Source organism: Streptomyces sp. NPDC055632, assembly GCF_053618675.1.
On record NZ_JBSHHY010000046.1, the window covers coordinates 21,038 to 40,981 of the forward strand.

General features: G+C 73.1%; 18 protein-coding genes. 13 read left to right on the forward strand and 5 right to left on the reverse strand.

Annotation, left to right across the window (positions count from 1 at the left end; genetic code table 11):
- Positions 1 to 51: 51 nt before the first annotated feature.
- Entirely contained in the window at positions 52 to 1,263 is a 1,212-nt protein-coding gene (locus ACWGSR_RS33870; RefSeq protein WP_453572517.1) for a cytochrome P450, read from the reverse strand.
- Between the two features lie 295 nt (positions 1,264 to 1,558).
- On the opposite strand from ACWGSR_RS33870, the gene ACWGSR_RS33875 reads away from it, so the two are divergent.
- The 10 genes from ACWGSR_RS33875 (at position 1,559) to ACWGSR_RS33920 (ending at position 11,698) form a co-directional block, all read left to right on the forward strand.
- Entirely contained in the window at positions 1,559 to 2,788 is a 1,230-nt protein-coding gene (locus tag ACWGSR_RS33875) for a macrolide family glycosyltransferase (protein ID WP_376244459.1), read from the forward strand.
- 76 nt (positions 2,789 to 2,864) lie between these two features.
- On the forward strand, positions 2,865 to 4,139 hold the full coding sequence (locus ACWGSR_RS33880; RefSeq protein WP_376244462.1) for a cytochrome P450: 1,275 nt from the start codon (positions 2,865 to 2,867) through the stop codon (positions 4,137 to 4,139).
- Between the two features lie 53 nt (positions 4,140 to 4,192).
- Positions 4,193 to 4,639, forward strand: a complete 447-nt coding sequence (locus ACWGSR_RS33885) for a sugar 3,4-ketoisomerase (RefSeq protein WP_376244465.1) — start codon at positions 4,193 to 4,195, stop codon at positions 4,637 to 4,639.
- On the forward strand, positions 4,636 to 5,775 hold the full coding sequence (locus tag ACWGSR_RS33890) for a DegT/DnrJ/EryC1/StrS family aminotransferase (RefSeq protein ID WP_453572522.1): 1,140 nt from the start codon (positions 4,636 to 4,638) through the stop codon (positions 5,773 to 5,775). The genes ACWGSR_RS33885 and ACWGSR_RS33890 overlap by 4 nt, the downstream gene beginning before the upstream one ends.
- A 55-nt stretch (positions 5,776 to 5,830) precedes the next feature.
- Positions 5,831 to 6,736 carry a glucose-1-phosphate thymidylyltransferase RfbA gene (gene rfbA, locus ACWGSR_RS33895; RefSeq protein ID WP_366379228.1) on the forward strand — a complete coding sequence of 302 codons (906 nt, stop codon included), beginning with the start codon at positions 5,831 to 5,833 and terminating at the stop codon, positions 6,734 to 6,736.
- 52 nt (positions 6,737 to 6,788) lie between these two features.
- Complete coding sequence (rfbB, locus tag ACWGSR_RS33900; RefSeq protein ID WP_453572542.1) at positions 6,789 to 7,829, forward strand: dTDP-glucose 4,6-dehydratase; 1,041 nt, start codon at positions 6,789 to 6,791, stop codon at positions 7,827 to 7,829.
- Entirely contained in the window at positions 7,813 to 8,412 is a 600-nt protein-coding gene (locus ACWGSR_RS33905; RefSeq protein WP_453572525.1) for a dTDP-4-dehydrorhamnose 3,5-epimerase family protein, read from the forward strand. The genes rfbB and ACWGSR_RS33905 overlap by 17 nt, the downstream gene beginning before the upstream one ends.
- The gene (locus tag ACWGSR_RS33910; protein WP_453572528.1) at positions 8,409 to 9,191 is read left to right on the forward strand and encodes a thioesterase II family protein; all 783 of its coding nucleotides are present in this window, start codon (positions 8,409 to 8,411) and stop codon (positions 9,189 to 9,191) included. Before ACWGSR_RS33905 ends, ACWGSR_RS33910 begins: the two co-directional genes overlap by 4 nt.
- Positions 9,181 to 10,614, forward strand: coding sequence for an NDP-hexose 2,3-dehydratase family protein (locus tag ACWGSR_RS33915; RefSeq protein ID WP_376244477.1), 1,434 nt, complete (start codon positions 9,181 to 9,183; stop codon positions 10,612 to 10,614). The genes ACWGSR_RS33910 and ACWGSR_RS33915 overlap by 11 nt, the downstream gene beginning before the upstream one ends.
- Before the next feature lie 91 nt (positions 10,615 to 10,705).
- Positions 10,706 to 11,698: a Gfo/Idh/MocA family protein gene (locus tag ACWGSR_RS33920; RefSeq protein WP_376244480.1), complete on the forward strand. Its 993-nt coding sequence runs from the start codon at positions 10,706 to 10,708 to the stop codon at positions 11,696 to 11,698.
- Here ACWGSR_RS33920 and abc-f read toward each other — a convergent pair.
- The 4 genes from abc-f to ACWGSR_RS33940 all read right to left on the reverse strand — a co-directional run bounded on the left by abc-f (position 11,688) and on the right by ACWGSR_RS33940 (position 17,241).
- Positions 11,688 to 13,370, reverse strand: coding sequence for a ribosomal protection-like ABC-F family protein (abc-f, locus tag ACWGSR_RS33925; RefSeq protein ID WP_376244483.1), 1,683 nt, complete (start codon positions 13,368 to 13,370; stop codon positions 11,688 to 11,690). The two genes, ACWGSR_RS33920 and abc-f, sit on opposite strands and share 11 nt — an antisense overlap.
- A gap of 30 nt (positions 13,371 to 13,400) precedes the next feature.
- Positions 13,401 to 14,360, reverse strand: coding sequence for an aromatase/cyclase (locus ACWGSR_RS33930; protein ID WP_453572532.1), 960 nt, complete (start codon positions 14,358 to 14,360; stop codon positions 13,401 to 13,403).
- A 40-nt stretch (positions 14,361 to 14,400) separates the two neighbouring features.
- Positions 14,401 to 15,186 (reverse strand): 3-oxoacyl-ACP reductase FabG, encoded by a 786-nt coding sequence (gene fabG, locus ACWGSR_RS33935; RefSeq protein ID WP_376244489.1) that lies wholly within the window; start codon positions 15,184 to 15,186, stop codon positions 14,401 to 14,403.
- An 84-nt stretch (positions 15,187 to 15,270) separates the two neighbouring features.
- Positions 15,271 to 17,241 (reverse strand): AMP-binding protein, encoded by a 1,971-nt coding sequence (locus ACWGSR_RS33940; RefSeq protein WP_453572535.1) that lies wholly within the window; start codon positions 17,239 to 17,241, stop codon positions 15,271 to 15,273.
- Positions 17,242 to 17,383: 142 nt separating this feature from the next.
- Here ACWGSR_RS33940 and ACWGSR_RS33945 point away from each other — a divergent pair, with 142 nt between their 5' ends.
- The 3 genes from ACWGSR_RS33945 (at position 17,384) to ACWGSR_RS33955 (ending at position 19,873) form a co-directional block, all read left to right on the forward strand.
- Entirely contained in the window at positions 17,384 to 17,842 is a 459-nt protein-coding gene (locus ACWGSR_RS33945) for an aromatic-ring-hydroxylating dioxygenase subunit beta (protein WP_376244495.1), read from the forward strand.
- Between the two features lie 173 nt (positions 17,843 to 18,015).
- Positions 18,016 to 19,092 carry a serine hydrolase domain-containing protein gene (locus ACWGSR_RS33950; RefSeq protein WP_376244498.1) on the forward strand — a complete coding sequence of 359 codons (1,077 nt, stop codon included), beginning with the start codon at positions 18,016 to 18,018 and terminating at the stop codon, positions 19,090 to 19,092.
- Between the two features lie 7 nt (positions 19,093 to 19,099).
- A complete protein-coding gene (locus ACWGSR_RS33955; RefSeq protein ID WP_453572539.1) occupies positions 19,100 to 19,873 on the forward strand; it encodes an SDR family NAD(P)-dependent oxidoreductase in 774 nt (257 codons plus the stop codon).
- Positions 19,874 to 19,944: the final 71 nt, after the last annotated feature.

A 19,944-nucleotide genomic window follows, 5' to 3' on the forward strand; every position in this document is an offset into this window, starting at 1 on the left:
TCGACGGGTCCGGCGGGAAAAGGGGCCGGGACGGTCGGACAAGGAGCCGCGTCACCAGGTGACGGGGAGCTCCACGAGTCCGCGGACGAGCATGTCCGGGTGCCAGGCGAGTGCGTCGGCGGGGACGGCGAGGCGCAGTCCGGGCAGGCGGGTGGTGAGGGCTTCCAGGGCGCACTGGAGTTCGGCGCGGGCCAGCGGGGCGCCGAGGCAGAAGTGGGGGCCCTGGCCGAAGGCGAGGTGCTGGTTGGGCTCGCGGTCGAGGACGACGCCGGCGGCGTCCGCGAAGACGGTCTCGTCGTGGTTGGCGGAGGCGAGGGAGTAGACGACGGCCTCGCCGGCGCGGATGGTCACGCCGCCGATCTCGACGTCCTCGGTGGCGACGCGGGTGGGTCCGACGCTGTTCCACAGCGGGACGACCCGCAGCAGCTCCTCCACGGCGGCGGGCACGAGGTCGGGGCGGGCGCAGAGGAGTTCGTAGCGGTCGCGGTCCTGGAGGAGGACCAGGACGTGGCCGGCGATCTGGCTGGCGGTGGTCTCGTGGCCGCCGATGAGCATGCCGCCGGTGAGCATGAGGAGTTCGTTCTCGGTGAGGTGCTCGCCCTCGTCGTGGGCCTCCACGAGGGCGCTGAGCAGGTCGTCCTCGGGCCGCTCGCGCCGCTTGGCGACGTATCCGCGCAGGTAGTCGGCGTACTCCTCGGCCGCCTGGCCGACCTGTTCGTCGGTGTAGCGGCTGGCGGACATCAGGGCCTCGGTGAAGGTCCGGAAGACGTGCCGGTCCGCGTGGGGGATGCCGAGCATCTCGCAGATGACCGCGGTGGGCAGCGGCAGCGCCAGCTTCTCGACGAGGTCGGCGGGGCCGCCGTCGGCGATCAGGTCGTCGACGAGGGCGTGGGTGATCTCGGCGATGCGGGGGCGCATCGCGGCGACGCGGCGGGCGGTGAAGGCGCGGGAGACGAGCCGGCGCAGCCGGGCGTGGGCCTCGGGCGGCATGCCCATGAGGCCGACGGAGTCGAGTCCGCGGGGGGCGGCGCGGGGGACGTCCTTGTCGGCGCCCGCGTGCATGCTGAGCCGGGGGTCGGCCGAGGCCTTCTTGATGTCCGCGTGCCGCGTGAGCAGCCACGCCTCGCCGCCGTAGGGCATGCGGACCCGTGCCACGGGCTCGCCGGACCGGAGCTCGGCGTAGGCGGGGTCGAGCGCGAGGTCGACTCGGTCGCCGAACGGATACGTCCGGACGGATCCGGCGACGGCATGAGGACAGGTCATGGCGGAATCTCCTCTGTACGCGGACCCTGACACCGAACAGCAGCACCGCGCCGCTGCCACCGGCGCGCTTTTTGATTGTGTCAAGTCGTCGCGAATCGGCCAGGAAATTCGAGCCGGGTTTTAGCGGTGTGCGAGCGGTGTGCGACAGCGGTTCGAGCCGGGCGCGACAGGGCCGGGTCAGGCTGGAGAACCGCGTGCGACTGTGTCAGGTCGCCCCTTGCGTCGTGCAAGCGGGAGCCCTTAATTTCCCGTTGCATCGAAAAGCCGTATCCGTTTTGCTCGAAAGGCTGCTCCGATGGCGCATATCGCCTTCTTCATCCTCCCCGCGGCCGGTCACGTCAATCCGACGCTGTCCGTCGCGCGGGAGCTCGTCGCGCGCGGCCACCGGGTCACCTACGCCCTGTCCGAGAACTACGGCGAGCGGGTGCTCGCGACGGGGGCGGAGTTCGTCCCCTATCCGATGGACCAGGACCGGTTCCTGGCCACGATGGTGCCGCAGCAGGACTCCGCCGAGTACACGGACCAGCAGGAGTTCGTGAACATGATGAAGTGGATGCTGGAGCTCACCCGGCAGACGCTTCCGCGGTTCGAGGAGCACTTCGAGGCCGGGGGCCGGCCGGACGTGTTCGTGTGCGACCCGTCCTCCTTCTGGAGCGGCGCGATCCTGGCGGCGAAGTGGGGCGTGCCGGTCATCCGCAGCACGCCGACGTACGTGGCCAACGAGCACTGGTCCCTGCACCCGCCGGTCGACACGGCGGAGGAACAGCAGCAGGACCCGGAGACCGGGGAGCTGTTCGGGATCGTCGCCGGGCTGCTGGCGGAGCACGGCGTCGAGAAGAGCATCGGGGAGTTCGCGGAGGACGTGCACTCGGGTCCCGCGCTGGTCTACCTGCCGCGCGCGTTCCAGTACGCGGGCGAGACCTTCGGCGAGGAGGTCGCCTTCGTCGGCCCGTGCACGAGCGACAACAGCTTCCACGGCGACTGGGAGGCGCCCGGCACGGGCCGTCCGCTCGCGCTGATCAGCCTGGGCACCCTGTACAACAAGCAGCCGGAGTTCTTCCGCGCCTGTGTCGACGCCTTCGCGGACCTGGACTGGGACGTGGTGATCGCGCACGCCGGCGGGGTCGCGGAGGGCGGTCTCGGCGAGCTGCCGCCGAACGTGCGGGTGCACTCCTTCGTACCGCAGGGCGCCGTGCTCAAGCACGCGTCCCTGATGATCAACCACGGCGGTACGAGCACCGTGCTCCAGGCCGTCTCCGAGGGCGTCCCGGTCGTCTCGGTGCCGCAGATGGCGGAGCTGCACGCGACCGCGACCCGGGTGGAGCAGCTGGGCGTGGGCGCCAAGATCCTGCGCAAGGACGTCTCCCCGGAGAAGGTCCGCGAGACCGTGCTCGCCCTGGCCGCCGACGGGTCGGTCGCCGAGCGGGTGGCGTGGCTGCGGCGGGAGATCGAGTCCGCGGGCGGTCCGGCCGCGGCCGCCGACGCGGTCGAGCGGCTCCTGGTGCCGGCGCCCGCCGCCGGCTGAGCCGCCCCGCGCTCCTCCCCCGCTCCCGTCCCCGCCCTTCCAGACTTCTTGCCGAATCCCAGCTGAGGAAGCCGACATGACGACACAGATCGCCGAGGCCACGGAGACCGTGGCAGCGGACGCCGTGACCGTGGACACCCCGGAGACCGAGGAGGCGCCGCACCCGCTGGCGCAGCCGGCCGGGGCCGACGCCGAGGGGCTGCTCGCGTGGTTCGCGCGCTGCCGCGCCGAGGCCCCCGTCTTCTGGGACTCGACGCGCTTCGCGTGGCAGGTGTTCTCGTACGAGGACTACAACACCGTCTCCACCAACCCGCAGATCTTCTCCTCGGACTTCTCGCCGGTCTTCCCGGTGCCGGAGGAGCTGGCGCTGCTGATGGGCCCGGGGACCTTCGGCGGCATCGACCCGCCGAAGCACGGCCCGCTGCGCAAGCTGGTCAGCCAGGCGTTCACGCCGCGCCGGATGGCCGCGCTGGAGCCGCGCATCGCGGAGATCACCCGCAAGCTCCTCGACGACCTCGGCGACCGCACCGAGATCGACGCGGTGACGGACCTGGCGTACCCGCTGCCGGTGACGGTGATCGCCGAGCTGCTGGGCGTCCCGGCCTCGGACCAGGACCTGTTCCGCGAGTGGGTCGACGTCATCCTCAACAACGAGGGCATGGAGTACCCGAACCTCCCGGACGACTTCGCGGAGACGATGGGCCCCGCCATCAAGGAGTGGGCCGCGTACCTGTACGCGAAGATCGCCGAGAAGCGGGCCGAGCCGTCCGACGACCTGATGAGCGGGCTCATCGAGTCCGAGGTCGACGGCCGCCGCCTCACCGACGAGGAGATCGTCAACATCGTGGCGCTGCTGCTCACGGCGGGCCACATCTCCAGCGCGACGCTGCTGAGCAACCTGTTCATCGTGCTTGACCAGCACCCGGGGGCGCAGGCGGAGCTGCGGGCCGACCGCTCGCTGATCCCGGGCGCGGTGGAGGAGACGCTGCGCTACCGCAGCCCCTTCAACAACATCTTCCGGCTGCTGAAGGAGGACACCGACATCCTCGGCGTCCCGATGAAGGCCGGCCAGATGGTCACGGCGTGGAGCGCCTCGGCCAACCGCGACGCCGGGCAGTTCCCGGACCCGGACGTCTTCGACGTCCGCCGGACCGCGAACAAGCACATGGCCTTCGGCCACGGCATCCACCACTGCCTCGGCGCCTTCCTGGCCCGCATGGAGGCGAAGGTCTTCCTCGACCTGGCCTTCGACGCCTTCGCGTCGTTCGAGGTCCACCTCGACCGGGCGGAGTTCTACGAGGCGGATCAGCTGACCGCCCGTCACCTCCCCGTCTCCGTCGTCCGCGGCTGATCCAGCCGCGCCCGAGACACCGGCCGGACAGGGCAACCAGGGAGCGCGATCGCATGTCGGTGGGCATCACCACAGAACCGGAGGTGGGCAGGGTCAAGCCCTGCGCCCTCATCGAGTTGGAGCAGCACAACGACGCACGGGGCAACCTGTCCGTCGTCGAGTCCGAGTGGACGGCGGGCTTCCCGATCCAGCGGGTGTACTACCTGCACGACCTGGACACCGGCTCGTCGCGCGGCGGGCACGCGCACCGGGCGCTGGAGCAGCTCGTCATCGCCGTCCACGGCAGTTTCACGATCACCGTGGACGACGGGGTCAACCAGGCGGAGTACCGTCTCGACGACGCCGGCCGCGGCCTGTACATCGGGCCGATGGTGTGGCGGAACCTGAGCGACTTCTCACAGGACGCGGTCAGCGTGGTCCTGGCCTCGCTGCACTACGACGAGTCGGACTACTACCGCGACTACGACGAGTTCCTGCGGGACGCGCGGAGGGGGGCGTGACGGCCCCGGCGCCGGAGCGCGCGGCGCGCGTCGCCTTCCACGACCTGCGGGACCTGCACGCCCTCGACGGCGTGCAGGCCGAGATCGACGCCGCCCTGCTGCGGGTGTCGCGCTCCGGGCGCTACCTGCTCGGTCCCGAGCTGGAGGCGTTCGAGGAGGAGTACGCCCGGTACTGCGAGAACGCGCACTGCGTGGGCGTCGGCAGCGGCCTGGACGCCCTGGAGCTGACGCTGCGGGCGCTGGGCGTCGGCGAGGGCGACGAGGTGGTCGTCCCCGGGCACACGTACGTCGCGACCTGGCTCGCGGTGTCGGCGACGGGGGCCCGGCCGGTCCCGGTGGAGCCGGAGGCCGGCTCGTACCTGATCGACCCCGGCCGTCTCGCGGCCGCGATCACCCCGCGGACCAGGGCGGTCATGCCGGTGCACACCTACGGGCACCCGGTGGACCTCGACGCGGTCGAGGCCGTCACCGCGCCCCGGGGCATCCCGGTCGTGGAGGACGCGGCGCAGGCGCACGGGGCCCGCTACAAGGGCCGGCGGATCGGCTCGCGGTACGCGGCGGCGTTCAGCTTCTACCCGGGCAAGAACCTGGGCGCGCTGGGCGACGGCGGCGCCGTGGTCACCTCCGACCCGGAGCTGGCCGGGCGGATCCGGCTGCTGCGCAACTACGGCTCGCGCGTGAAGTACGAGCACGAGGCGCGCGGCACCAACTCGCGGCTCGACGAGGTGCAGGCGGCGGCGCTGCGGGCGAAGCTGCCGTACCTCGACGCGTGGAACGCGCGCCGGGACGCGGTCGCCGCGCGCTACGCCGAAGGACTCTCCGGCCTGCCGGGGGTGGCCGTCCCGGCCGTCCGGTCCTGGGCCGAGCCGGTCTGGCACCAGTACGTGCTGCGCACCGCGCACCGCGAGGAGCTGCGGAGGTCCCTGGCCGAGGCCGGGGTGGAGAGCCTGGTCCACTACCCGATCGCCGTCCACCGGTCCGGCGCCTACGCGGACGCCGCGTACCCGCCGCTGCCCCGCTCCGAGCGGCTGGCGGCGGAGGTGCTGAGCCTGCCCATGGGCCCGCAGCTGACCGCGCGGGACGCGGAGACCGTCGTCGAGGCGGTCCGTCACGCCACGGAGAACAGCCATGTCTGACGTCCCGAAGGCCCCGACCCTCTCGGCGCTCGGCGATCCCGCCACCCGCCGTCCGATGAAGGGCATCATCCTGGCCGGCGGCAGCGGCACCCGGCTGCGTCCGCTGACCGGCGCGCTGTCCAAGCAGCTCCTGCCGGTGTACGACAAGCCGATGATCTACTACCCGCTGTCGGTGCTGATGCTGGCGGGCATCCGCGACATCCAGATCATCTCCGCCAAGGACCACCTGGAGATGTTCCGCGCGCTGCTCGGCGACGGCGGGCAGCTCGGCATCCGGCTGAGCTACGCGCAGCAGGAGGAGCCGCACGGCATCGCGGAGGCCTTCCTCATCGGCGAGGAGCACATCGGTGACAGCCGCGTGGCACTGATCCTCGGGGACAACGTCTTCCACGGGCCAGGCTTCTCGCAGATGATCGCGCAGGCCGCGGCCCGCCTGGACGGCTGCGAGCTGTTCGGCTACCCGGTGAAGGACCCGCAGCGGTACGGGGTCGGCGAGATCGACTCCGACGGCGCCCTGCTCTCCCTGGTGGAGAAGCCGGTCAAGCCGCGCTCCAACCTGGCGATCACCGGCCTGTACCTGTACGACAACGACGTGGTGGACATCGCCCGCGGGCTGACGCCGTCGGCGCGCGGCGAGCTGGAGATCACCGACGTCAACCGCGCGTACCTGGCCCAGGGCCGGGCCCGGCTGAACACGCTGGGCCGCGGGTTCGCCTGGCTGGACATGGGGACCCACGACTCGCTCCTGCAGGCCGGGCAGTACGTGCAGCTGCTCGAACAGCGCCAGGGCGAGCGGATCGCCTGCGTGGAGGAGATCGCCCTGCGGATGGGCTTCATCGGCCCGGAGCAGTGCTTCGCCCTCGGCAGCGACCTGGGGGCCTCCAGCTACGGCGACTACGTGCGGGAGATCGCCCGCCGGACCGCCGCGGAGGGACCGGCCGCCGACTCCTCGGCCGCCTGACCGCCCACCGAACCCACCGTCCCGCCCCCTTCCCCGGAAAGGCCTGTTGGAGATGCGCGTCCTGGTGACCGGAGGTGCGGGCTTCATCGGCTCGCACTTCGTCAGAGAACTGCTGTCCGGGGCCTATCCGGACCTCGACGGGTCGCGGGTGGTGGTCCTGGACGCCCTCACCTACGCGGGGAACCCCGCCAACCTCGACCCGGTCCGCGACCACCCGGGCCTGGAGTTCGTCCACGGCGACATCTGCGACGCGGAGCTGGTCCGGCGGCTGATGGCGGGCACCGGCCTGGTGGTGCACTTCGCGGCCGAGTCGCACGTGGACCGCTCGATCGCCGACGCCTCGGAGTTCGTGCGCACCAACGTCCTCGGCACCCAGACCCTGCTCCAGGCGGCCGTCGACGCGGGCGTCGAACGGTTCGTGCACGTCTCCACGGACGAGGTGTACGGGTCGATCGACTCGGGCTCGTGGCCGGAGGAGCACCCGCTGCTGCCCAACTCGCCGTACGCGGCCTCCAAGGCCTCCTCGGACCTGATGGCGCTGGCCTTCCACCGCACCCACGGCCTGGAGGTGTGCGTGACGCGCTGCTCCAACAACTACGGGCCGTACCAGTTCCCGGAGAAGGCGATCCCGCTGTTCACCACCCGCCTGGTCGACGGGCTCGACGTGCCGCTGTACGGCGACGGCCTCAACAGCCGCGACTGGCTGCACGTCGACGACCACTGCCGGGGCATCGCCCTGGTCGCCGCGAAGGGCCGGGCCGGCGAGGTCTACAACATCGGCGGCGGCACGGAGCTGACCAACCTGGAGCTGGCGGAACGGCTCCTCGGCCTGTGCGGCCGGGACCGGTCGGCGGTGCGGCGGGTCGCGGACCGCGCCGCGCACGACCGCCGCTACTCGGTGGACATCTCCAAGATCTCCCGCGAGCTGGGCTACGCGCCCCGGGTGCCCTTCGCCGAGGGCCTGGCGGCCACGGTGGCCTGGTACCGGGAGAACCGCGCGTGGTGGGAGCCGCTGAAGGAGCGCGCCGCGCTCCCGGGCGCGACCGCCGCCGGGCGGGGCGCGGAGCGGTCGGCAGGTGCCCGTGCGCATTGACGAGACCGGCATCCCCGGCACGTACCGGCTGCTCCCGGAGCGGTTCGAGGACGAGCGCGGCCACTTCTACGAGGCCGCCAGGCCCGGCGAGCTGACGGCGGCGACCGGGCTGCCCTTCGAGGTCCGCCAGGTCAACAACTCCGTCTCGCGGCGCGGCGTCCTGCGCGGGATCCACTGCAACGACGTGCCCGCCGGCGCCGGGAAGCTGGTGACCTGCGTGCGGGGCTCGATCCTCGACGTGATGGTCGACCTCCGCGAGGGGTCGCCGACCTTCGGCCGGCACGCCGTGAACCGGCTGGACGCCGAGGACGGCGTCGCCCTCTTCATGTCCGGCGGCATCGGCCACGCCTTCCTCTCCCTGGAGGACGGCACCTGCGTCAACTACCTGCTGTCCGCCGAGTACGTGCCCGGGGCGATGGTCGACCTGGACGCGCTCGACCCCGAGCTCGGCCTGCCGTGGGGCCTCGCGGAACCGCCCGTGCGCTCCGCGAAGGACGCGGCGGCGCCCTCCCTCGCCGAGGTGGTGGCCTCCGGCCGGCTGCCCCGGTACGCACCCGCGGGCGGGGAGCTGATCCGGTCGTGACCGTTCCCGCCACCCGGGGCGCCGCCTCCCCGTCCTCCCCGTCCGGCGTGTGGCTGCGCCGCTACCGGCCCCTCGCCGACCCGGCCGTCCGGCTGGTGTGCTTCCCGCACGCCGGCGGCTCGGCCACCGCCTACCTGGGCCTCGCCGCCGGTCTCGCCGACGCCGGCGTCGAGGTGCTCGCCGTGCAGTACCCGGGCCGCCAGGACCGGCGCGGGGAGCCCTTCGTGAAGACCGTCGACGCCCTGGTCGAGGCGGTGCTGCCGGAGCTGCGCGAGTGGACCGGCGGCCCGTTCGCCCTGTTCGGGCACAGCCTGGGCGGCACCCTCGCGTACGAGACCGCGCGCCGGCTGACCGCACTCGGCGAGAAGCCCGTGCACCTGTTCGTCTCGGGCCGCCGGGCGCCCACCGTGCCGCGCACGGACACCGCCCACCTCCTCGACGACCGGGCCCTGATCGCCCGGATCGCCGCGCTCCAGGGCACCGACCCGGAGCTGCTGCGGGACGAGGAGCTGCTGCGGATGGTGCTGCCGGCGCTCCGCAACGACTACGGGATGGCGGGCTCCTACCGGCACCTCGTCGGAACGCCGCTGTCCGTGCCGCTGACGGTGCTCACCGGGGACTCCGACCCCAACGTGTCCGTCGACGACGCGCGGCGCTGGTCCGAGGTGGCCGGGGGGCCGGTGGAGCTGCACGTGCTCCCGGGCGGGCACTTCTTCCTCGACGAGCGCCCGGAGAACGTCCGCCACATCATCGAGGAGGCGCTGGACCATGTCCGCTGACACCCTGGCCCGGGCCGCAGACCGTGCGGACACCGCGCGCCGCCTGCTGGTGTCGGCCCGCACCCCCGACAGCGCGGCCATGCCCGTGGACCGGGTGCCGGGCTGGCTGGCCGAGCGGACCCGCGCGGGCGACTTCCGGGTCACCCGGGTGCCGTTCGCCGCGCTGCGCGGCTGGTCCTTCGACGGCGACGGCGACCTGCGCCACGAGTCGGGCCGCTTCTTCGCCGTGGAGGGCCTGCACGTCACCGCGGACGGGCTGCCGGAGCGGGGCTGGAAGCAGCCGATCATCGTGCAGCCGGAGGTCGGCCTGCTCGGCATCGTCGCCAAGGAGATCGACGGCGTCCTGCACTTCCTGATGCAGGCCAAGATGGAGCCGGGCAACATCAACACCCTCCAGCTCTCCCCCACCGTGCAGGCCACCCGCAGCAACTTCACGGGCGTCCACCAGGGGCGCGGCATCCCGTTCCTCGACCTGTTCCTGGAGCGCGGCCGGGCGCGGGTCCTCGTGGACGTCCTCCAGTCCGAGCAGGCCGACTGGTTCCTCGCCAAGCGCAACCGCAACATGATCGTCGAGGTCGACGGGGACACCGACGTCGGGGAGACCGGCGACACCTTCCGCTGGCTGACCTTCGGTCAGCTGCTGCGGCTGCTGCGGCTGGACAACGTGGTCAACATGGACACCCGCTCCATCCTGGCCTGCCTGCCCACGGCGGGCGCCGCACCGGACGGCACGGCCTCCGACCCGGTCCTGCGCTCCTTCCACGACGCGTCGGCGCCCTCGGTGCACGACACGTCCGAGGTGCTGAGCTGGCTCACCGGCATCCGGGCCCTGCGCGAGCTGGTCCAGCGCCGGGTGCCGCTCGCCGAGGTCGCCGAGGACGGCTGGACGTTCACGGACGAGGAGATCGCGCACTCCGGCGGACGCCGGTTCCGGGTGATCGGGGCCGACGTCTCGGCCAGCAACCGCGAGGTCGCCTCCTGGACCCAGCCCCTGATCCAGCCCCAGGTACCGGGCCTGATGGCCCTGGTCGTCAAGCGGATCGGCGGCGTCCTGCACGCCCTGGTGCAGGCCCGGGTCGACGTCGGGCACCTGAACGTGGCCGAGCTGGCGCCGACCGTGCACTGCCGGCCGGCCGACCACACGGGCCCGGGGACCGACCCGTACCCGCCCTTCCTCGCCGACGTCCTCACCGCCCCGAAGGAGCGGTTCCGCTACGACGCGGTGCAGTCCGAGGAGGGCGGCCGCTTCTACCACGCGGAGAACCGGTACGCGATCGTCGAGGTGCCCGGGGAGTTCCGCGAGGACGTGCCCGGGGACTACGCCTGGCTGACCTTCGCCCAGCTCACCGAGCTGATGGCGCACGGCAACTACCTCAACGTCGAACTGCGCACGCTCGTCGTCTGCGCCCACACCCTGTACTGAGCACCGACCGCCGCCCCTCCCGGCCCTGCCCACGCCCCGCACCGACCGCCGCCCCTCCCCCTCCCCCTCCTCCCCCTGCTCCGAGGACGTCATGCCCGCTCCCCTGCGCCTGGGTCTCCTCGGCTGCGGCGACATCGCCGCCCGCCGCACCCTGCCCGCGCTGCTGCGCACCCCCGGCCTCGAACTGGCCGCCACGGCCGCGCGGGACCCCGCGCGGGCCGCGGCGTTCGCGGACCGGTTCGGAGGCGTCCCCGCGCCCTCGTACGAGGAGCTGCTCGGGCGGGCCGACGTGGAGGCCGTCTACCTCTGCCTGCCCACCATGCACCACGCCGCCTGGGCCGAACGGGCCCTGCGGGCCGGCAAGCACGTCCTGGTGGAGAAGCCGCTCGCGACCCGCGGCGCGGACGCCGAGGCCCTGTACGGGCTGGCGCGGGAGCGCGGCCTGGTGCTCCTGGAGAACTTCATGTTCCTCCACCACGGCACCCAGCGGCGGGTCGAGGGCCTCCTCGCGGACGGGGTCCTCGGCGAGGTCCGCGCGGTCTCCGCCGCGTTCACCATCCCGCCGCGCCCGCCGGGCGACACCCGCTACGACCCCGGGACCGGCGGCGGGGCCCTGCTCGACAGCGGGGTCTACCCGCTGCGGGCCGCCCTGCGGTTCCTCGGCCGCGACCTGACCGTGGCCGGGGCGGTGCTGCGCGTGGACGAGGAGCACGGCGTGGACGTGTCCGGGGCCGCGCTGCTCGCCGCCCCCGGGGGCGCGGTGGCGCAGATCCGGTTCGGCATGGAGCACCACTACCGGTCCTGGTACGAGATCCAGGGCAGCGCCGGCACCCTGTCCGTGGACCACGTGTACACGACGGCGCCCGACCACGAGCCGGTGCTCCGGCTGGCCACCGGCACCGGGCACACCGAGATCCGGGTGCCCGCCGAGGACCACTTCGAGGCCGTGCTGCGGTTCTTCGCCGGGGCCGTGCGCGCCCCGGACGCGCGGCGGCCCGGCCTGCCGCTCCTCGACGGGGAGTCGCTGCGGCAGGCCGGGCTGCTGGACGGGATCCGCGCGGCGGCGGTCCGGGTCAGGCGGTGACGGCGGCTCCCCCGCTCAGTTCGAGGTGCGAGCCGCGGAAGGCCCTGCGCATCCGCCGGTCGTGCGTGACGGTCACCACGGCCCCCGTGTAGTCCGCCAGGGCCTGTTCCAGCTCCTCGACGAGCAGCGGGGACAGGTGGTTGGTGGGCTCGTCGAGGAGGAGCAGGTCCACGGGCCGGGTGACCAGGCGCGCCAGGTCGATGCGGCGGCGCTGGCCCACGGACAGGGAGCCGACGGGCAGTTCGAGCTCGGACTCCCGGAACAGGCCCAGGGACAGGAGCTGTTCGGCGTACTCGTCGGCGTGGCCGGGGCGGCCCTCGGCGAACTCCGCGAGCACCGAGCGCCGGGGGTGCTTGGGCAGTTCGTCCTGGCGCAGCCAGCCGATCCGCCCGGCCCTGCGCACGGTGCCCGCGTCGGGCTCCAGGTCGCCGGCGAGCACCCGGAGCAGGGTGCTCTTGCCCGCGCCGTTGGGGCCGGTGATCAGCAGCCGCTCGCCGTGGGCGAGGGACAGCGAGTCGAGGGCGAGCCGGCCGTCGACGCGCAGCCCGGAGACCTCGGTGAGCGGGCCCTCGGGCGCCTTGGCGGTCTCCACGGCCCCGTCGGCCCCGGCGGTGCCGTCGCCGGCCGCGATGTCGGCGGTGAAGCGCAGCGGCTCGGGCGGCTTCGGCACCGGGTCGGCGTGGAGCCGGTTCAGCCGCTCGTTGGCGTTGCGGGCCTTGCTGGAGGTCGAGGACGAGGAGGACCTGGCCCGGTGGTGCTCGGAGCCGCTGAAGGCCCAGGGGCCCTTCTTGGCGATGGTGGCCAGCATCCGGCCCGCGTTGGCGGCCCGGGTCTCCTGCCGCTCGATCTCGGCGAGGTGCTCCTCGTACTCCCGCTCCCAGCGGGCGCGGGCGGCGGCCTTGGCCGTGAGGTAGCCCTGGTAGCCGTTGCCGTACCGGTTGACCGTCTTCCGGTCGGGGTCGACCTCCAGGATCGCGGAGGTGACGGCCTCCAGGAAGGCGCGGTCGTGGGTGATGACGACGACGGTGCCCCGGTGGTCCTGGAGCCGCTTCTCCAGCCAGTCCACGGCCTGGTCGTCCAGGTCGTTGGTGGGCTCGTCGAGGAGCAGCAGCTCCGGGGCGGCGGCCAGGGTGGCGGCCAGGGCCAGCCGGGAGCGCTCGCCGCCGGAGAGGGTGTCGACCGGGCGGTCCCGGTCGAGGCCGGGCAGGCCGAGGCCGTGCAGGGCCGCGTCCGCCCGGGCGTCGGCCTCGTAGCCGCCGCGGTCCTCGAACTCCGCGAGCAGGTCCCCGTACTCGGCGAGGAGCCGGGGGTCGTCGTCCACCAGCGCGTCCTCGACCTCGTGGAGCCGCTTCTCCAGGGCGCGCAGGTCCGCGAAGGCGCGGTCCAGGACGTCTCTGACGGTGGCTCCGGCCGGCATGTCGAGGCGCTGCGGCAGGTAGCCGACGCCGCCGGGGGCGGTGACGGTCACCTCGCCGTTGTCCGCGGCCTCGACCCCGGCGATCAGCCGGAGCAGGGTGGACTTGCCGGAGCCGTTGTCGCCGATGACTCCGGCCTTCTCACCCGGCTTGACGGTGAGGGACACCCGGTCGAGCACGACGTGCTCGTCGTACCGCTTGGTGACCTCCTCCAGCGTGAGCTGGGAATGCGCCCGTGATGCCGTGGGCGAGGACATGCGCATATGCGTACTCCTGGTGGTGCGGGGTCAGAGAGCGGGGACCGGACTCTCCGCGAACTGCTTGGCGAGGTTGAGCGTTGCGGTGCTGTTGCGACCGAGTGCCTCCCTGACGTAGGTGCGGGCCCGCGCCACGTCGGCGCCCTCGCCGAGGATCTTCTCCACGGCCTCCGCCCGCAAGACCACGCTGTGCTGCGAGGTCGCCGTGACGCCGCCGCCCTCGGCGGGCACCACGGCCCAGCGGCCCGTGTGGGCGGACATCAGGGCGGGGGTCGCGGTCTGCTTGTAGACGATCCGCAGGTCGTCGGGGAAGCAGACGCGGACGGACTCGGTGGTGTGCACCGAGCCGTCGGCGGTACGGGTGTCCATGGCCATGACCTGGACGCCCGTGCCGTCCTCGGTCAGGTCGAGGCGGTCGACGTGCGCGACCCGCTCGGGCCAGTCCTCGACGTGGTGGAGGAACGCGTAGACCGCCTCGGCCGGTCCGTCGACGTGGACGGAGTCCTCGAAGTCGAGGACGAGCTCGGGCAGGGCGTGCCGGCGGGCGGCCAGGGTGCGCAGGTTCTCCAGCTCGGCGCGGCTGTTGGCGTCGGTGACCCGCTCGACCCACTCGACGTCCTCGGCGCGGTCGCCGACGACGGTGAAGTCGTGGAGCAGGGTGAGCCGGGAGCGCCCGCCGCCGAGGTCCTCGGCGATCCAGCTCCCGCCCATGCTCTCCACGGGGGCCGCCGACACCTCCTGGCGGAAGTCGACGCGGAGAGCGGCCGGGTCGAGGACGCGGCGCGAGGTCCAGGACTTGACCCGCCCGCCCGCGGTGGCCCACATGCGCAGCCGCTCGGTGTCGCCCGTGCGCTCCAGCTGCTCGACGTGGACGTTGGGCGGGAAGTACAGCGGCCATCGGGAGGTGTCCGCGACGAGTTCGTACACCGCCTCCGCCGGGGCGTCGATCTCCGTCTCGTGCACCGTGCGGTGCACGCGCTCGTTCGCCATCGGTGTGTCTCTCTTCTTCCTCGTGGGGCGCGGTCGCGGATCAGAAGTTGCCGAGTCCGCCGCAGACGTTGAGCGCCTGGGACGTGATGGACGCGGCGTGCTCGGTGGTCAGGTAGCCGACGAGGCCGGCGACCTCTTCCGGCGTCGCGTACCGGCCGAGGGGGATCTTGGCGGTGAACTTCTGCATCACCGCCTCCTCGGTGGTGTCGTAGGCCGCGGCGTAGCCGGCGCGCACGCGCTGGGCCATCGGGGTCTCGACGTAGCCGGGGCAGACCGCGTTCACGGTGATGCCGGTGGGGGCGAGCTCGTTGCCGAGCGCCTTGGTGAAGCCGACGACCCCGTGCTTGGAGGCGGAGTACGGGGCGCCGAGGACGACGCCCTGCTTGCCGGCGGTGGAGGCTATGTTGATGATGCGCCCGTAGCCGGCGCCCTCCAGGCCGCCCTTCTTGAGGACCTCGCGGGTCAGCAGGAAGACGCTGTTGAGGTTGGTGGCGATGACGTCGTACCAGGTGTCGTCGTCGATGTCGGCGGTGACGCCGCCGCCGCTGCGGCCGGCGTTGTTCACCAGGACGGAGATCGGGCCGAAGGCGGCCACGGCCTCGGCGACCAGGGCGGCCACCGACTCGCGGTCGCGGACGTCGGCCGCCCGGCCGTCGGCCTCGATGCCCTCGGCGCGCAGCTCGGCCACCGTCTCGGCGACCCTCTCGGGGGTGCGCGCGCAGATGAACACGCGGTGGCCGCGGCGACCGAGGTCCCGGGCCACGGCCAGGCCGATGCCGCTGGTCGCACCGGTGATCAGCGCCACCGGCTTCGTCGGTGCCGTCATCGTCTCTCCTCCAGGGCTGGGTTGTTGTACCGACCATTCCCCGCGCCGCTCGAGATCCGGCGGAAGGCGGGTGGAGGCGGTCCGTCAGGCGGCGGACGCGGCGACGGGCTCGCCGGCCCCGCCGGTTCCCTCCGCCTCGTCGGCGACCGTCTCGTACAGGCCGGGCTCGGGCGTGGCGAGCGCGGCGAGACCCTCGACGAGCCGCTGGAAGCCCTCGCCGGTGACGGCGGCGCGGTGGGCGGCGGCGTCCTCCCAGACGGCGAGCTCGACGTAGACGTTCGGGGCGCCGACCATCCGCAGGGTCTGGTGGCTGATGTAGCCGGGCTGGGTGCTCAGGTACGCCGTGACGCGGCTCTTGGCGGCGAGGAACTCGGTGAGGTCGCCGTGGACGCTGAGCTTGTTGACGAAGGTCACCATGGTGGCTGCTCCCGGGGAAGAGGGGTCGGAAGAGGAGGAGGGGGCGACGGCGGCGGCGCGGGTGCGGACGCTCTGGCGCAGGGCCCCGCGGGCCGGCTTGCCGACGGGGGTGCGGGGGACGGCGTCCAGGAGTTCGGCGTGGCGGATCCGCTCGAAGTCGGAGAGGAGCCCGTTGGCGCGCCCGACGACGTCGGCGAGGACCTCGGCGGGGTCGGCGTCCCCGGTGTCGCGGAGCACGACGCCCGCCCAGGTGGTCGCGCCGTGCACGGGGTCGGGCCGGCCGACCACGACGCACTCGGCCACGCGCGGGTCGGCGCCGAGGACGCCCTCGACGAGGGTGGGCGAGACGAGTTCGTTGTCGTACTTGAAGACGTCGCCGAGCCGGTCGACGAGGAAGAGGACGCCGTCCTCGTCGAGGCGGCCGACGTCGGCGGTGGGGAACCAGCCGTCGGCGCCGGCCGGGTGGCGGCTCTCGCCCAGGTAGCCGGCCATCAGCTGGGGGCCGCGGACCTGGACCTCGCCGACGGCGCCGGCGGGCAGCGGGGCCCGGGTCTCCGGGTCCACGATCCGGCACTCGGTGCCGGGCACGGGGGCGCCGACGGAGCCGGGCCGGGGGTCGCGGGGGTCCTGGGAGTGGGTGAGCGGGGACAGTTCGGCCATGCCGTAGCCCTGGACCACGGGGACGCCGAGGCGTTCGCGCAGCACCCGGGCGGCGTTCGGGTCGAGCGCGGTGCCGCCGGACAGGACGGCGGTCAGCCGGGGGTGGGCGGGCACGCCGGGCAGGCCCGGGGCGCGCAGCCGCGCGTCGGCGGCCAGGGCGTGCAGGCGGGCGGGCAGGCCGTAGTAGTGGGTGGCGCCGGTGCGCTCGGCGAGGGCGAGCGAGGCGACCGGGTCGGGGTCGGCGCACAGCACCTGGAACGCGCCCGCGTACACCGCCGAGTTCAGGTGCATGACGTGGTGGAGCGGCAGGTGGTTGAGGGTGACGGAACCGGCGTCGAGGTGGTGGGCGGCGGCGGTCTGCGCGGCGTTGGCGACCAGGTTGCGGTGGGTGAGGCGGACGCCCTTGGGCCGGCCGGTGGTGCCGGTGGTGAACTGGACGCAGACGTCGGAGTCCAGGTCGACGGGGCGGCGCTCCCCGTCCTGCTCGGGGCCGGGCACGGCGGTGGCGACGGCGTCGAGGACGAGTCCGAGCGGCACGGCGTCGCCGGGGACGATGCCGTCCTCGGCGTCGGTGACCACGACCAGGCCGAGCCGGGGCAGCCGGTCGCCGGTCTTGGCGAGGAGTTCGGCGGTGGGCGTGGGCACGAAGGCCAGCTCGACGCCGGCGGCGGACATCACGTGGAGGAGCCCGACCTCCTTGACCAGCGGGTTGATCAGCACGACGGTGTTGCCGCTGCGGGCGGTGCCGTAGTAGGTGGCGGCGAAGGACGCGTCGAGGGTGTTGGCGACGCCGATCCGGGCGCCCCTGCGGCCCACCGAGCGCTCCAGGAACTGGGCGATGCGGTCGGCCCGGGCGTCGAGTTCGGCGAAGGTGTGCGTGCCGCGCGCGTCGCGCAGGGCGGGGCCGTCCGGGTTCCGTTCGGCGGCCCGGCGCAGCAGACCGTCCAGCGGCAGGTGCGGGTGGTCGAAGGTCGGCACGGCTCTGGTCCCCTCGTCGGTCGGGCGGTGCGCCCCCGGCTCGCGGGGCCTGTCCATCGTCCGTGCCGGGGCTTGAGGAATCTTCGAAGAGGGCTCGATGGAGCGGGGCGACAGTGGGGGAAACACGACGATCGGAGACCCCGTGACCATCCTCGCCGAGACCCCGACGGCCGCCCTGTCCGCGACCGAGGGCGCCGTCCTGTACGCCGAGGTGCAGCAGTTCTACGCCCGCCAGATGCAGCTCCTCGACCTGAACCGGCCGCAGGAGTGGGCCGCCACCTTCACCGAGGACGCCGCCTTCGACGTGCCGACCCTGCCGGAGCCGGTGCGCGGCCGGGCCGGTCTGGTCGCGGCGACCACCCGCAGCCACGCGCAGCTGGAGGAGTCCGGGCAGCGGCACCGCCACTTCATGGGGATGCTCGACGTGCGCCCGCAGGAGGACGGCACGGTGCACGTCCGCTCGTACGCCATCGTCTACGCCTCCACGATCGGCCAGGACTCCCGGGTGCACCGGGTGTGCGTCTGCGAGGACGTGCTCGTGCGCGACGCCGGCGGACTGCTCGTCGCGACCCGCCGCGTGACCCGCGACGACCTCGCCTGAGGAGCGCCGCGGACCCGGCCAGGAACGCCGTGCCGGGCGTCGCGGCCCCGGCCCCGATCCGCCGGGCGGGCCCTAGTTCCGCTCCACCGGCCGTCGGCCGTGCCGCGATCGGGGGCGGCGAGTCTCCCCGTACAGGACCGAACGAACCGACCGACCCATGGGGGTTTCCCGACATGACCCAGACGACGATCGCCCGGCCGGAAGTCACGGCCCTCCAGCAGGCCGTGCAGGGAGCCGCGGACCGGCTGGTCGAGCTCGGCGCCGGCGGCGTCCAGTTCCGGGTCACGCGGGGCGAGGAGTCCTTCGTCGTGACGTCCGGCATCGCCGAGCTGGGCACGGACCGCCCGGTCCCCGAGGACGGCCGCTTCCGCATCTCCTGCATCACCAAGCCGTTCGTCGCGGTCGTGGTGCTCCAGCTCGTGGCCGAGGGCAAGATCGACCTCGACCGGACCGTCGAGAGCTACCTGCCGGGCCTGCTGCCGTACGGCGACAAGATCACCGTCCGCAACCTGATGCAGCACACCAGCGGCCTGTACAACTACATGGACTCGTTCCAGAAGCCGGGCGACCGCTTCCTGCGCGACCGCTACAAGCACTACGAGCCCGAGGACCTGATCGCCATCGCGGCCGCCAAGCCGCTGGAGTTCGAGCCGGGCACGAAGTTCATGTACTGCAACACGAACTACTTCATCATCGGCCTGCTCATCAAGCTGGTCACCGGCCGCTCGTACCGCGAGGAGATCACCGAGCGCGTCCTGGAGCCGCTGTCCCTGACCGAGACGGTGCTGCCGGGCGACGACCCGAACGTCCCCGAGCCGCACGCCCGCGGCTACATGCAGATCGGCGGCGAGCCGGTCGACGTCACGCTGATGAACCCGTCCGAGGCGGGCTGTGCCGGCGAGATCATCTCCACCACGAAGGACCTGGACACCTTCTTCGCGGGCCTGTTCGGCGGCAAGCTGCTGAACCAGCCGGAGTTCGAGGAGATGACCACCCCGCTGCCGCCCGAGATGATCGAGAACCTGCCGATGGGCATCGGCTACGGCCTCGGCATCATGAAGCTGGAGAACGACAAGGGCCTGGACCTGTGGGGCCACGGCGCCGGCATCCCCGGCTACGCCACCCTCGCGGCCACCACCCGCGACCTGAACGCCCGCGTGCAGCTGTCGTTCACGATCGGCGACAAGGACTTCGGCCACGACGCCGAGCAGGCCGTCATCCGCGGTGTCAACACCGCCCTGTGCTTCTGAGGTCCCCATGACGCATTCCGTGGAGGAATCCACCGTGGAGAAGGCCGTCGTCGTCACGGGCGGCGGAACGGGAATCGGCGCGGCGACCGCCCGCGCCTTCGCCGACGCGGGCGCGCACGTGCTCGTCGTCGGACGGAGCGAGGGAACCCTCAAGGAGACCGCCGACGGATACGGCGACCGCATTCGCGTCCTGGCCGCCGACATATCGGATCCGAAAACCCCGGATCTGGTCGTGGAGACGGCACTGCGGGAATTCGGCCGGATCGACGTCCTCGTGAACAACGCGGCCGTCACCGGATTCGTGGCCCTGGACGGTCTCGACCGGAATTCCGTCGGTTCTCAACTGGCCACCAACCTGATCGCCCCGGTCTTCCTGGCCCAGCGCGCGCTGGACGCCCTGGAGGCCTCGGGCGGCGTGATCGTCAACGTCGGCTCGGCGGGTTCGCTGGGCCGGCGCGCCTGGCCCGAGAACTCGGTCTACGGGATGGCGAAGGTGGCGCTGGACTTCCTGACCCGCACCTGGGCCGTGGAGCTCGCGCCGCGCGGGATCCGCTCCGTGGGCATCGCCCCCGGCGTGGTGGACACGGGTGTCGGCGTGCGGGCCGGCATGCCGCAGGAGGCCTACGACGGCTTCCTGGCGCAGATGGCGGAGCGCATCCCCTCCGGCCGGGTCGGCCGGCCGGAGGACATCGCCTGGTGGATCGTCCAGCTGACGCGTCCGGAGGCGGCGTACGCCAACGGCACCGTGTTCGCGGTGGACGGCGCGCTGTCCGTCACCTGAGGGCCGCCCCACGCGGAAGGGCCCGCCGGTTCTCCGGCGGGCCCCAACCCGGGGGCGTGTAAACAAAAAAC

Bases quoted from the DNA above. Each gene is read 5' to 3' on its own strand.
- ACWGSR_RS33875 (WP_376244459.1), top strand. From the start codon at position 1,559: ATGGCGCATATCGCCTTCTTCATCCTCCCCGCGGCCGGTCACGTCAAT.
- ACWGSR_RS33870 (WP_453572517.1), bottom strand. From the start codon at position 1,263: ATGACCTGTCCTCATGCCGTCGCCGGATCCGTCCGGACGTATCCGTTC.
- ACWGSR_RS33920 (WP_376244480.1), top strand. From the start codon at position 10,706: ATGCCCGCTCCCCTGCGCCTGGGTCTCCTCGGCTGCGGCGACATCGCC.
- ACWGSR_RS33880 (WP_376244462.1), top strand. From the start codon at position 2,865: ATGACGACACAGATCGCCGAGGCCACGGAGACCGTGGCAGCGGACGCC.
- fabG (WP_376244489.1), bottom strand. From the start codon at position 15,186: ATGACGGCACCGACGAAGCCGGTGGCGCTGATCACCGGTGCGACCAGC.
- ACWGSR_RS33955 (WP_453572539.1), top strand. From the start codon at position 19,100: ATGACGCATTCCGTGGAGGAATCCACCGTGGAGAAGGCCGTCGTCGTC.
- ACWGSR_RS33950 (WP_376244498.1), top strand. From the start codon at position 18,016: ATGACCCAGACGACGATCGCCCGGCCGGAAGTCACGGCCCTCCAGCAG.
- ACWGSR_RS33930 (WP_453572532.1), bottom strand. From the start codon at position 14,360: ATGGCGAACGAGCGCGTGCACCGCACGGTGCACGAGACGGAGATCGAC.
- abc-f (WP_376244483.1), bottom strand. From the start codon at position 13,370: ATGTCCTCGCCCACGGCATCACGGGCGCATTCCCAGCTCACGCTGGAG.
- ACWGSR_RS33885 (WP_376244465.1), top strand. From the start codon at position 4,193: ATGTCGGTGGGCATCACCACAGAACCGGAGGTGGGCAGGGTCAAGCCC.
- rfbA (WP_366379228.1), top strand. From the start codon at position 5,831: ATGAAGGGCATCATCCTGGCCGGCGGCAGCGGCACCCGGCTGCGTCCG.
- rfbB (WP_453572542.1), top strand. From the start codon at position 6,789: ATGCGCGTCCTGGTGACCGGAGGTGCGGGCTTCATCGGCTCGCACTTC.
- ACWGSR_RS33915 (WP_376244477.1), top strand. From the start codon at position 9,181: ATGTCCGCTGACACCCTGGCCCGGGCCGCAGACCGTGCGGACACCGCG.